General features: G+C 64.1%; 11 protein-coding genes. 10 read left to right on the plus strand and 1 reads right to left on the minus strand.

Annotation, left to right across the window (positions count from 1 at the left end):
* Positions 1 to 50: 50 nt before the first annotated feature.
* Complete coding sequence (locus tag VGU00_RS06010; RefSeq protein ID WP_327466526.1) at positions 51 to 737, minus strand: TetR/AcrR family transcriptional regulator; 687 nt, start codon at positions 735 to 737, stop codon at positions 51 to 53.
* A 424-nt stretch (positions 738 to 1,161) separates the two neighbouring features.
* Between VGU00_RS06010 and VGU00_RS06015 the strand changes: the two genes are divergently transcribed.
* The 10 genes from VGU00_RS06015 to VGU00_RS06060 all read left to right on the plus strand — a co-directional run bounded on the left by VGU00_RS06015 (position 1,162) and on the right by VGU00_RS06060 (position 12,421).
* Positions 1,162 to 3,522, plus strand: coding sequence for a TonB-dependent receptor (locus tag VGU00_RS06015; RefSeq protein ID WP_327466528.1), 2,361 nt, complete (start codon positions 1,162 to 1,164; stop codon positions 3,520 to 3,522).
* 678 nt (positions 3,523 to 4,200) lie between these two features.
* Positions 4,201 to 4,503: a hypothetical protein gene (locus VGU00_RS06020; protein WP_327467470.1), complete on the plus strand. Its 303-nt coding sequence runs from the start codon at positions 4,201 to 4,203 to the stop codon at positions 4,501 to 4,503.
* Positions 4,504 to 4,798: 295 nt separating this feature from the next.
* Positions 4,799 to 5,236, plus strand: coding sequence for a heme-binding protein (locus tag VGU00_RS06025; RefSeq protein ID WP_327466530.1), 438 nt, complete (start codon positions 4,799 to 4,801; stop codon positions 5,234 to 5,236).
* A 72-nt stretch (positions 5,237 to 5,308) separates the two neighbouring features.
* Complete coding sequence (locus VGU00_RS06030) at positions 5,309 to 6,298, plus strand: Gfo/Idh/MocA family oxidoreductase (protein WP_327466532.1); 990 nt, start codon at positions 5,309 to 5,311, stop codon at positions 6,296 to 6,298.
* Between the two features lie 180 nt (positions 6,299 to 6,478).
* Positions 6,479 to 7,351 (plus strand): phytanoyl-CoA dioxygenase family protein, encoded by an 873-nt coding sequence (locus tag VGU00_RS06035; RefSeq protein WP_327466534.1) that lies wholly within the window; start codon positions 6,479 to 6,481, stop codon positions 7,349 to 7,351.
* 41 nt (positions 7,352 to 7,392) lie between these two features.
* Positions 7,393 to 8,919, plus strand: coding sequence for a CocE/NonD family hydrolase (locus tag VGU00_RS06040; RefSeq protein ID WP_327466536.1), 1,527 nt, complete (start codon positions 7,393 to 7,395; stop codon positions 8,917 to 8,919).
* 69 nt (positions 8,920 to 8,988) lie between these two features.
* The gene (locus tag VGU00_RS06045; protein ID WP_327466538.1) at positions 8,989 to 9,672 is read left to right on the plus strand and encodes a GntR family transcriptional regulator; all 684 of its coding nucleotides are present in this window, start codon (positions 8,989 to 8,991) and stop codon (positions 9,670 to 9,672) included.
* A gap of 147 nt (positions 9,673 to 9,819) precedes the next feature.
* Complete coding sequence (locus VGU00_RS06050) at positions 9,820 to 10,947, plus strand: mandelate racemase/muconate lactonizing enzyme family protein (RefSeq protein WP_327466540.1); 1,128 nt, start codon at positions 9,820 to 9,822, stop codon at positions 10,945 to 10,947.
* Between the two features lie 10 nt (positions 10,948 to 10,957).
* Complete coding sequence (locus VGU00_RS06055; protein ID WP_327466542.1) at positions 10,958 to 11,755, plus strand: hypothetical protein; 798 nt, start codon at positions 10,958 to 10,960, stop codon at positions 11,753 to 11,755.
* A gap of 126 nt (positions 11,756 to 11,881) precedes the next feature.
* Complete coding sequence (locus VGU00_RS06060; protein WP_327466544.1) at positions 11,882 to 12,421, plus strand: VOC family protein; 540 nt, start codon at positions 11,882 to 11,884, stop codon at positions 12,419 to 12,421.
* Positions 12,422 to 12,427 lie beyond the last annotated feature (6 nt).

Raw genomic sequence — 12,427 nt, forward strand, 5'->3', positions numbered from 1 at the left:
TTCCCGTCGTGCAGCGCGCCGCCCCGCAGCGCGGCGGGAACGGCAAGCGGCTAGCTTTGCTCGCGCATCGCGGCCAGCTCTTCCTTGAGCAGGATCCCGCGATCGATCCCCGCTGCGACCAGATCCTCGAAGAGCTCGACGGCGGCGCGGCCATCGCTGTCGGTCGGGGAAATGACGCCGCCGATCGCGAGACCGCGCCCGACCGCGACGATGAGCTGCATCAGCGGGATCGAGGGCGCGCGGTGCAGTTCGGCCTCGAGCGCGGCGACAGCCGAGGCGTCGATCCGCTCCTGGACGGGGCGCAGCATTTCAGCGAGGACATCGTCGCTCCGCGAGCCCTGGAATATCTCCAGCGTTGCGACGCCCGCCGGGCGACCCATCAGCTTCCAGACCGCCATGGGATAGGCGAGCAGCCGGTCGCGCGAGCCCTCGATTCCCCGCAGCATCTCTCCGTAGAGCCCGACATCCTCCGCGAAGACGGCCTCGACCACATAGGTCATGAGCTCGGCCTTCGAAGGGAACTGGTGGAGCATAGCGCCGCGGCTGACCCCGGCCACTTGTGCGACAAGGGTCGTCGTGGTTGTCGCATAGCCATGTTCGAAGAGGCATTTGATCGCGGCGTCGAGAAGGACCCCGCGCGTCGCCGCGCTGCGCTCGGCCTGCGTCTGCCGGGACCGTCGGCCGCGCGGCCTGTCGTCGGCAGTGGGCCCGGGCGCGGCCTTTGCAGCGCCCGTCATCGGTTGGCAGATCCTGCGCGTGTCATCGTCGTTCCTCATCCCTGCGGACTTTTGGGCGACCGGTCGTCCACTGCGATCGGTCTGCCCTTGAGCGAGAGGGTAGAGGTGAAAATATAAAACAGTCAAGATTGCTTATAACATGTCGTCCGATTCGCTTCTGCCGGGCCTGAATCGAGCCGATCGGCCTGTCCGTGCGCGCGCTGCGCTAGTGCGGCGGCCGCAGGGCCGCCACCGGGCGGCTCGAAAAGGCTCTCAAACCAGCAATATTGCAACAAACAAACAGACAAGATTGTTTTTGCGTTGACATATGCGGGCCGCGCTCTATCCAGAAACAGGTTCGGGGCCCGCTGTCCCGGGCGGAAACTGGTGAAGGGCGCGCAGGCGCTCCGCCTTGGGCTAACATGGCCCGACATGGGAGGGATTGATGACCGGATTTTCTCTATCGCTTCGTCTGGCGACGAGCGCGCTCGCCGTAGCATTCGCCGCGCAGGCCGGAGTGGCCCAGGCGCAGGACGATGTGGCTGCCGCCGACGCAGGCAATGCCGCCGAAATCGTCGTAACGGCGCAGAAGCGCAGCGAGCGCATTATCGATGTTCCGGTCTCGGTGAATTCGGTCGGCAGCGACCAGCTTGATCGCCAGCGCGTCTATTCGCTTAACGATCTTTCGACCGCCGTGCCGTCTGTCAGCTCGACCGGCGCCATTCGCGGCATCTCCACCACGGGCGCCGCGCGCTCGTCGGCAGGCGCGGTCGCGGTCCTCCTTGATGGCGTCGACCTTGGCCCGCCCGTCGTCGGACAGTCGCAGATCAGCAATCTTTTCGACGTCGAGCGCATCGAAGTCCTGAGCGGCCCGCAGGCGACGCTGTTCGGTACGACGGCCTCGGCGGGCGTGATCCAGGTCGTCACCAAGGCGCCCGATCCCACCAAGTTCGAGGTGAGCGGCCGCGCCGAAGTGGCGGAATTCGGGTTCCATCGCGAGCAACTGACCGTCAACGTCCCTCTCGGTGCGAACATGGCGCTGCGCGTCAGCGGCCATAACGACCAGAGCAAGGGTATCGTCCGCAACACGCTGACCGGCGAGCGCCCGGAATTCTGGGATCGCGGCGTCCGCGGCCGCCTGCTGTGGGAGCCCAGCGATAATCTGTCGATCAACCTCATTGCCGACTACAATCGCGGCGGCGGCAATTCCTTGCGTGATATCGCCTACGCGATCGCACCTACGGCCTCGCTTCAGGCTCGGCTCGCGGCCTGCGGGATTACGGCGAGCCTGAACAACCGCGAAAACTGCCCCGCCGGCGTGAACAAGATCACGGCGCGCAACGAAAAATATGGCTTCTCGGGGCAGGTCGACCTCGCGCTGGGCGATCATACGCTCACCTCGATCACTGCCTATCGGCGTCACCGGATCGGCGATCTCGGCTATAACGGCCCTGGCGGCGACAGCGACTTCCTGTCGGAAAATATCCTCGACACCAACCTGACCGCCGAAGATCTCCAGACCTTCAGCCAGGAGATCCGCTTGACTTCGCCGTCGAACCAGACGCTCGAATATGTGCTGGGGCTCTATTATTTCGATAAGAATCAGAAGGACTCGGTAATTCAGGCCGGGCAGCTGGGGGACCTGGGCGCTCTGCTCCGGCTCGTCAACGGACTGCCGCCGACCGCCATTATCGGACGCGTTACGCTTCTCGACATCGATCAGCGGGCCTATGCTGCATTCGGTCAGGCGACTCTCCATGTCACCGATAAGCTTTCGCTTATCGCAGGGGCGCGATACACCGAAGACAAGTTGAGCGACGTATCTCGCTCGTTGACCCCGACGACCACGCCGACACTGGGAAGCTACGGCTATTCCTTCGTGGTTAACCCCTTTGCGCCGGGAGTGCCGCCGGCCTTCTTCCTCGCGCCGGTCAACCAGAGCGTGAAGGTAAACAACTTCTCGTGGAAGCTTGGCGCGCAATATGAATTCTCGCGCAGCCTCATGACCTATTTCACGGCGACGCGCGGCTACAAGGGGCCGTCGGTGAACGATCAGGCAGCGCCGCCGATCGCGATCCCGATCATCCGGCCCGAAATCCCGATGAACTATGAACTCGGTATGAAGGGCGCGTTCTTCGACAACCGCGTGCTCGTCACTCTCGCGCTCTTCCACAACAAGGTGAAGGATTTCCAGACGTCGATCTATGTTCCGCCGTCGGCAGGGAACCCTGCGGGCAGCTTCGCGACCGGGAACGCACCCTTCATCAAGAGTCGCGGCGTCGATCTCAACATCTTCGCGCGTCCGACCGACGAGCTGACGCTCAATGCCGGTCTGCTCTACAACAAGGGAACCTACGCCGACACCTTCCTCGTGGCTTGCGCCCAGGGCGCGACCCCCGGGGTCGGCGACTGCTCCGCGGCCGGTCTGACGACGCCGGTTTCGCAGCTTGCCGGCGTGCCGAAGTGGCGCCTGCTTCTGAACGGCGAATATGCGACCGAAGTGAAAAGCGGACTGACCGTGTTCTTCCAGGCCGACGCCACCTATGAAAGCAGCCGCTTCTCCGGCACGACTCCCGATCCGCTTCTGGACATCAATGGAGAGACGATCGTCAACGCGCGGGTGGGCTTCAGGGCGACCGATCGCCGCTGGGCTGCGTCGATCTTCGCAAAGAACCTGCTCGGCACCGACCAATCGCGCCTGCAGGGCGACCCGCTCACCGGTTTCAATGGCGGGGGCGGCCAGTCTTACTGGATCGCACCTGCCCGCGGCCTCACCGCTGGCGCGACGGTCGACTTCAAATTCTAGTCGATCGGGAGCGCGCAGCGCTTCTGTAGTGAAGTCAGAGAAGGGGCCGTGTCGCAAAGCGCGACACGGCCCCTTCGCTATTTGCGTTCCCGCGAGGCGTGCGTCCGCTACCGGCCGGACCGAGATGGTCACCGCTGAAACGATGTGATGCAACAAAGTCGCACCCGGCGGGAAATCCGGTAAGTTACAGTCAAGCTGGACCGTTAATGACTCGCATGGCCCGGTCCCGATGCTATGAAGACCGCCGCTGGCCCGGACCTTGCCCGGGTGGGGGGCATTGCTCGTCCAGCGTCTGACGGCCCGGAACGCGACCCTCCGGGCAGAAGATCTGCAGCGACGCCCTTGTCTTCACCCGTTGGGAGGGAGGGAGGCAAGGGCGTCCTTGCGGCCAGTGCACGGCCGGTGCGCCGTTGCTTTTCAGACCAGCTTGAAATTTGGCGGTCGCTCGCTCTGTGTGCGACCAGTTTTCCGGAGTGTAGCCGATTGCGGGCTTCCCCATGATTGGCAGGGCCGCGCCGCAGCGCGGCTCCCGCGTCGCGCCATGCCTGCCCGGTGGCTGGCCGATGCGGTGACCGGGGAGGCCGGTGGGCGGGCGTGATAGAGGAAAAGGCAAGCGGGGCTCCTGCGGCGGAATGAAACCGGGAGAGCGTCTTCCGGGTTCCGCCCGGAGTATGGGCCATGGCCAAACTGGCACCAAAACTCACCCTCAACCCGTCGCGCGACATCCAGCTCGACCGGCTTGAGCTATCCCAGTCCAATGTCCGGCGCGTAAAGGCCGGCGTGTCGATCGACACGCGTCGTGCTGCGTCGGTCTCATCCGCAGATCGGGCTTGTTGTGGTCACCTGTCGGCAGCTTGGTGGGCATCGCCCGACAAGTTGGAAGATCGCAAGCGGTGGAGCTTTGCATTGAGCGCGCCATCCTCCGCGCGGGCGCGGCTGCCTGATCTATCCTCCCGGATGGACAGAAGGCAGCAGGTCTGATCGGTTATCGGTCCGAATTGGCACGGCGCCGCGTTTCAATCCGCGCGGCGGCATCGCAGCGCCGCAATGCCTGACCAGCATCGCCCGTAACCGGACATTATTTGCAAGCATTGTTGACCGTTAGATGTGAACTCGTACAAGGGTGCTTGTCGCGGCCATCATCCGCTGGCGCGAGGTTAGGGAGAAGGACGAGTGAACTCATCGGATGGGCCTGCGTCGACGGCGGAGTGTTCTCGCGCGCGCCATGGCCGTATCGATCGGCCAATGAGCGGCTGTCAAAAGGGGAGGCAAGCCAATGAGCGGATCTGAAGCGCTCGTGCGCGCCGCTGCGTCGGTGAACGGCGCCGCGGCTGCAAGTCTGGTCGAGGCTGCGATCGGGGCGGCGCTCGACGGGGGCTTTGAAGCCTCAGTTGCGGTTGTCGACAATGCGGGCGTGCTTCGTTCGTTCGCCCGCACCGATGGGGCGCCGTTTCTGACGGTCGACATCGCCATCGGAAAGGCGTGGACGGCGGTATCGCTTGGTTATCCGAGCCATGTCTGGAACCAGCTGTCGGCGGATCCCGCATTTGCCCCTCTGGCCCGCCTTCCGCGGGTCGTGGCGGTGGGCGGCGGATACCCGCTTCGTTCGGGGGGAATGGTGGTGGGGGCTATCGGCGTATCGGGCGGGACCACGCAGCAGGATCAGGACGCCGCAATTGCCGCGATGCGCGGGGTCGGCTTTGACGTCGGCTGAGAGAGGCTGCGCAGATGGCATGGCTGCGTGGAAAGTACGGGTGCGACGCAATCTGATAAGGGAGAATTTGAGGTGAAGAAACTTCGTATCGGTCTCGTCGGGGCGTCGCGCGTCGCCACTTATGCGGTCATCGCGCCAGCGCGCGAGATCGAAGGCGTCGAAGTGACCGCCGTTGCGGCCCGGGATCCGTCGCGAGCCCGCGATTACGCTGCCGAGCACGGGATCGAGCGGGTCTTGCCCGACTATGAGGCACTGTTCGTCGACCCTGATATCGATCTTGTCTATATCGGGACACCTCCGCTGCTGCACGCCGATCAGGCAATGGCCGCGATCCGGGAGGGCAAGCCCGTGCTCGTCGAGAAGCCGTTCGCGCTGACGTCTGCGGACGCGAGGCGCGTCGAGCTGTTCGCCGCCGAACGCGGGGTCCCTGTCTTCGAGGCGATGCATTCGCCGCATCATCGGCTGTTCTCCCGCATTCTCGACATCGTGCACAGCGGGCTGCTTGGGTCCCTGCAGCATATCGACGCGGTCTTCGACGCGCCGATCGACCCAGGCGACCCGATCCGGTGGCGGCTCGAACTTGGCGGCGGGGCGCTGATGGACCTTGGCGTATATCCACTGGCTTGGGTGCGCAGGATCGCGGGAGAGGATTTCTCGATTGTCTCGATGAACGCGCACATGCGGGACGGGGTCGACGAGAGTTTCGAGGCCACGCTCGACTTCGGAGGCGGGCTAACGGCTCGCCTTGCATCGACGATGGTCGCCGAGGCGCCTGTTGTCAGATTGCGCGTCGAGGGAAGTTCCGGGGTAATGTCCGTCGTCAATCCGCTCGTGCCCCAGCGCGGCCACATGCTCACGCTCGAGATCGACGGCAAGACGACGAGTGAAACCGTCGCTGGACCGAGCAGCTATGCGGCGCAGCTCGCAGCCGTTCGCGCGACAGTTCTCGACGGCGTGCCGTTCCTGCATGATAGAGGTGATTATGTCCGGTCCATGGAAGCGATTGAGCGGCTGCGAGCTGCCATGCCGCGCGGAGAATACTTCAATCGGATACATATATAGCGAGTTTAGGCGTATAATTGCCGTTCTGGATTGACAATTCCGGTCCAATGTATCCATATGCCGCTGTCCTCTTCGTGAGGGCGGCACCGCAGCGGCGGTGTCGATTATCATATGCGGCCCGCGAGCCCGGAGAAATCTTCGGCCACCGCTGCGATGCCGTGACGGGAATTGAGGATAGATATGTCGGTCACCCAAGCGGGGCGTCAGCCAGTACTTCCGCCCATCCGCGCCAGCATCGAGGAGGCGAAAGAGGATCTCGCTCGCTACGGTGTGACCCGCGTGTCCGGCGCAGCATCAATGGCCGACATAGAGGCCGCCCGCGCGCGGCTTGTCGAGCAGGCGGCGGGCGAGGCCGAGGCGGGCGTCGCCCACACGGACTCGGGCTATACGGCGGCTGCGACGGAGCAGGCTGCCAATCAGCGCGTGTGGAACCTGCTCAACAAGGGCGATATTTTTGCCAGCTTCGCCCTTAACGAGACGGCGCGCGCGCTCGCCGGCCACATCGTCGGGCCGGCCCATCTTTTGTTCTCCAGCACCGCCAACATCGCACGCCGCGGCGGGATGGCGCAGCGGCTGCACGGTGATCAGGTGTTCGCACCCGCCGAGACGCCGTTTCCGCTTATCGCGAACACGATGTGGATGCTCGACGATTTCACCGAAAACAATGGCGCCACGCGGGTTGTCCCTGAAACGCACGAACTTCGCAGCTGGCCCGCCGAGGGTGACGAGATCGCGACAGTGGCGTCGACCGGGCCGCGCGGGACGCTGATGGTCTGGGACGGCCGCCTCTGGCACGGAACGGGCGAGAATGTGACCGACACGCCAAGGCACGGGATGATAATCGCTTACTGCGCGCCGTTCCTGAGGCCTCAGGAAAACCACACGGTTTCACTCCGCCCGGAGGTGATCGCCGGGGCTTCGCCCGAGCTTCTGGAACTTGCCGGCTTCCAGCACTGGTATGGTCTGGGCATGATCGACGGCTATTCGGAAGGGCCCCGCACCGGCCGTCCGGAGAAGTTTTCGACGATCATGGCCCCGACGCGGCCGTCGTGAACGCGGCCGGATATTCTGTCCGGCGGAACGAGCCTTGCCGGATGCGTGACGGGGTCGCGCTCGCGACCGACCTCTGGCTGCCCGACGATGCACAGCCTGTGGCGGCCATCCTCATCCGGACGCCATATGACAAATCGCGTCTCGCGTCTGACTTCATCCGCCCCCAGCAACTGGTCGAAAGCGGGTTTGCAGTGGCCGTGCAGGATACGCGGGGTCGTTTTGCGTCCGGGGGCAAGTGGACGCCGCTGGACTGGGAACAGGAAGGGCTCGACGGCTTCGACAGCATCGAATGGCTGGCAAGCCAGCCCTGGTGCGACGGCAATGTGGGCATGGCAGGCACATCCTATGCTGGCATCGTTCAGTTCGCCGCTGCGGCTCTCTCTCCTCCTGCGCTGCGCGCCATCGCGCCGACAATGACCGGGGTAGCCCAAGGCGAAATCGCGGAGACCGGTGGCGCTTTCTGGCTCGACCATCTGTTCGGATGGTTGTGCGCCGTGGGTATCGATTGGGCTCTCGAGAATGGCCGGCCGGACACCGCGAATATGTTCGCTGGCTGGCTTTCCGAGCCGGCGCCGCTTCACGAAAGTCACCCCGTGTCGGCTGCGCCGATTTTTGCGCTCCCCGATTTCCCGGTGACCCATGACCGGCTGAGCCGCGATCCGATTACGCCTGCGGTGTCGCCCGCATCAGTCGCGATGCCGATCCTTGCGATCGGCGGCTGGTTCGACATGTATCTTCGCGCGTCGATCGCGGCGGGAACAGAAGGCACGTCTCCCCGCCATCTCGTCCTTGGCCCCTGGGCCCACAGCGGCCAGCCCGGCCCCACGCAAGGGGATCTGAATTTCGGTCTGACAGGGTCCGCGGCAGGCGCCGGGATGGCGGCTCAACACATCGCCTATTTCGACCGCTATCTGAGAGAAGGCGGAAGCGAGGTTCCCCCCGTCCGCTTTTTCGAAATGCCCCGGGCCGGTTGGAGAACAGCTTCGCGCTGGCCGGTCAACGCCGAGCGACGCCTGCTGTCGCCGCGCGAGGGGCGACTGGTTCAAGATGGCGAGGGCGGGTCAGCACGGCTCGAGTACCGGTTCGACGATCCCGTGCGCACGGTCGGTGGCCGCACCATGCCGCTGGCCGGTCTCACCCCCGGACCGCTCGACCAGCGCGCGGCATCGCGCCATGCCGGCGTGTCGCTGGCCATCGGCGATCAGCTCGCCGAACCGATCCTGGTAGCCGGACAGACGAGGATCGTCTTCGATCTCGATTGCGATCGGCCGGGCTGCGATGTCTTCGCAAAGTTGCTCGACATCTACCCCGACGGACGTGAACTTCTCGTCACGGACGGCCACATCCGCGTCAGCACGGGCGATACCAGCGCCAGCACGCGCTGGCCTCGACGCGCCGAAATCGCACTTGCGGACACTGCATGGAGGTTCGAGGCCGGACATCGGCTGGGGCTCCTGCTCCAGTCGAGCAATTTTCCGCATTTTGATCGCAATCCGTTGTCAGATACTTCGGCGCGGCTGTCGCTCGACGGGATTGTCCTCGATTTGCCGATCGGCAATCTGCAATGACAGGGTCGCATCCTTTCGCGGTCCGATGCTCCCCGTTTACGTGGAGCGACATCCTGCTAAGTCAGCAGAATGAAGATGAATGAAGAGCCCGAGGCGGAACAACGATTGAACGGCGTCGCCAGTCAGCGCGTGATCGACCAGATCCGCGACCTCATCCTGTCCGGTGAACTGGCGCCGGGGGAGCGTATCCTCCAGGAAGATCTCGCTCGCCGCTTCGGCATGAGCCGGATCCCGATACGCGAAGCCATTCGCTACCTGGAATCGGACGGGCTCGTCACGCTCAAGTCGAACAGCGGTGCATGGGTGGCGAAGCTCGACTATGCCGAATGTATCGAGGTCTACAAGATACGCGAGCGCATCGAGCCGCTGGCGCTGGCCGAAAGCGTTCCGCACCTCGATGAAGACCAGCTTTCGGCGCTGGAGAGCCTCGTCGAGCGCATCGAACTGGCGCGCAACATCGAGGAATTCCTGCGCCTCGATCGCGAGTTCCATCTCGGCAGCTACGTCGCTGCGGGAATGCCCGAGCTTGTTCGCCTGATCCAGCGCTACTGGAATCGTACCCAGCAATATCGCCGCGCCTACACCCGTATGATCGGGCCGCAAGGGCGATGGGTCATCAATCACGAGCACCGCCTCATCATGGAAAGCATGAAGCGCCGGGATGCCGAAACTGCGGCGAGCCTCCTTACCGTTCATATCCGGCGTACCCGGCTCGCGCTCGCCGATCATCCGCTCATCATGGGCGGCGACTAGTCCCGCAAGCCTCGGCGGCGGACGTACGAACATCCTTCGCGCGCTAAAATGTATCCGATTAGTGGGTCTTCGGCAGAAAAATCTGGCATTCCTGCGCCCAATGGATACATTGCTTGCGACGCGCTTCGTACGGGTGAGGAGGATGGCTTGAAAATTGACAAGATTGAGGTGTGGGCGTGCGACCTGCCTCTGCCCCAACCGATCAACCTTGGACGATTCCTCGTACATCGGCGCTCGCATCTCGTCGTGCGCATGCGCGCGGGCGATCTGGTCGCCGACTGCGTGACGCAGAGCCGCGGCTCTCCGCTCGACGTCATCGTTGCCGACCTGCTTGCGCCGCGTCTGATTGGGCGCGACATTTTCGAGCATCGCGCCATCTGGACAGATATCGAGCGCGAGCTCACCGCGGTCGAGACGGAGGGCGCTGTTCGCCGGGCCTGGTCTGCGCTGGATATTTGCCTTCACGACCTGCGCGCGAAAGCGGCGGGGCTGCCCTTGTGGCGCCATCTCGGCGGCGGATGCCCCGAACCGGTTCCCGTCCTGATCGTCGAGGGCTATGCCTTGCCTGATGAGGTGGGCGAGGCCTTTGTCGATCGGCTGGCGGCTCGCGTCGCCGAGGGCTTTTCGATGATAAAGCTCGAAGCCGGTCATTATGCCGAGCCACGAGATCTTATCGGGCGACTCGAAAAACTCCGGGAGAAAGTCGGCCAATCCGCCGATATCGTGCTCGATTTTGCGTGGTCGTGGAAGCAGTCGAAGCCGCATCTCGCGATGCTCGATGCGATCCGGCACCTCGGTATCGCGTGGATCGAGGATCCGTTTCCGAGTTCCGCGGCCTCGAACTACATCGCACTCAGGCGGCAGACCGATCTTGCCATCGGGTGCGGCGACGAATGCAGTTCTGCCGCGGACCTGTTCCGCCTCGTCGAGACTGAAGCGGTCGATCTGTTACGCGTCGATGCAACGGCGATTGGCGGCGTCACCGCTCTTGAGCAGCTGGCGACCGCTGCTCGCCGAAAGAAGATCCGCGTGTCGCATCATGAACATCCAGAGACGCACGAGCATTGCGTATTCGGGTTCGGCATCGCCGATCATGTCGAGATGTTTCCGACCGACCGCCCATTCGACCAGGTGCATCGGATCATCGAGCAGTCGCCCTTCGACCGGGTCCGGCAAGGACGTCTCCATCCACCGACCGAGCCGGGAACCGGCGTTCGTCTGCGGCTCGGCGAAGTCGAGCGCCTGGCGCGGCGTCACCACAGCATCACCCAATAAGGATATCCTCATGATTGAGATAACGGGCGCGACGCGCGTCCTTCTTATCGCCGCCGACCCCGTTGCCCACGTCAAGACCCCGCAGGCGCTGAACGCAATCGCAGCAGAGCGTGGCCGGGACATTGTGATGGTGCCTTGCCACGTGGATTCTTCCGGGCTTCCCGCCCTGCTCGAGGGGTTGCGGGGTATGCAATCGCTTGCGGGACTTGTCGTGACGGCCCCGCACAAGGTGAGCGCGGCCGCGCTCTGCGATCGTCTGGAGGCACAGGCGTCGATGGCTGGTGCCGTCAATTCCATCCGCCGCGACGCCGATGGCAGCCTGGTGGGCGAAATCTTTGACGGTCTCGGCTTTGTGGGCGGGCTGCGGGCGTCCGGTCACAGGATCGAGGGGCAATCCGTCTTTCTGGCGGGGGCCGGCGGCGCGGCGAATGCCATCGCGTTCGCACTGGCGGCCGCGGGCATTGCTCGTCTTGCCATCGCGAACCGGACCCCGGAGAAGGCCGAAGTGCTGGCGCGGCGTCTGGCGCGTCACTTTCCTGCGCTGGAGATCAGCGTCGGAGAGGAGGGGCTCGGCGCCGCGGATATCGCAGTCAATGCCACGTCCGCCGGGCTCAAGTCCGAGGATTCGCATCCCTTCGACGTGTCGCGCGCGCGGCGCGACGCGCTGATTGCGGAGGTCATCATGCAGCCGCCGATCACGGCCCTTCTGCAGGCCGCGCGCGAGCAAGGCCTCGCCATCCATCCCGGGCAGGCGATGCTCGAGAACCAACTGGCGCTCATTGCGCGATTTCTCGGAGTGACAGAGTAGGGTTGCATACGACCGGGGCGATTATCCCGCGGGTTGGCGCGATATCGGCATCAATGTATACATACGACTTGGCAATTGTGCGTAATCGGGGTATGCACGGGCAAAATTGATGGGCGATGGATACAAATGGCGAATCAGCGCGGCCTCCCTGGCCTGAAGGGGACCGATCACATCGGGTTTACGGTGCCCGATCTCGACGAGGCGACGCACTTCTTTGTCGAGGTCCTGGGATGCGATCTCGTCTGCGATCTCCCGCCGATATCGGACGCCACGGGGAGCTGGATGCATGACCAGCTCAATGTCGACCCGCGCGCGACCTGTCGCATCCGCCTCCTGCGCTGTGGTCACGGGTCGAACTTCGAGATTTTCGAGTATGACGCGCCGGCCCAGAGACGCGACATCCCGGCCAACAGCGACGTCGGCGGCTTTCATCTTGCCTTCTATGTCGATGATTTCGGCGTCGCGCTCGACTATTTGCGCGGCCAGCAGCTGCGGATACTCGGCGAGCCAGTGCTGCGCGAAAGCGGCCCCAACGCAGGGCAGACCTGGGTCTATTTTTTGAGCCCCTGGGGAATGCAGCTCGAACTCGTAAGCTATCCGGGAGGGCGCGGCTACGAGACCGGTTCCCCGGTCCGCCTCTGGCATCCAGGCAAGCCCGCCGATTGAGCGGGC

This window comes from Sphingopyxis sp. (assembly GCF_035944815.1).
Taxonomy (GTDB): Bacteria; Pseudomonadota; Alphaproteobacteria; order Sphingomonadales; family Sphingomonadaceae; genus Sphingopyxis.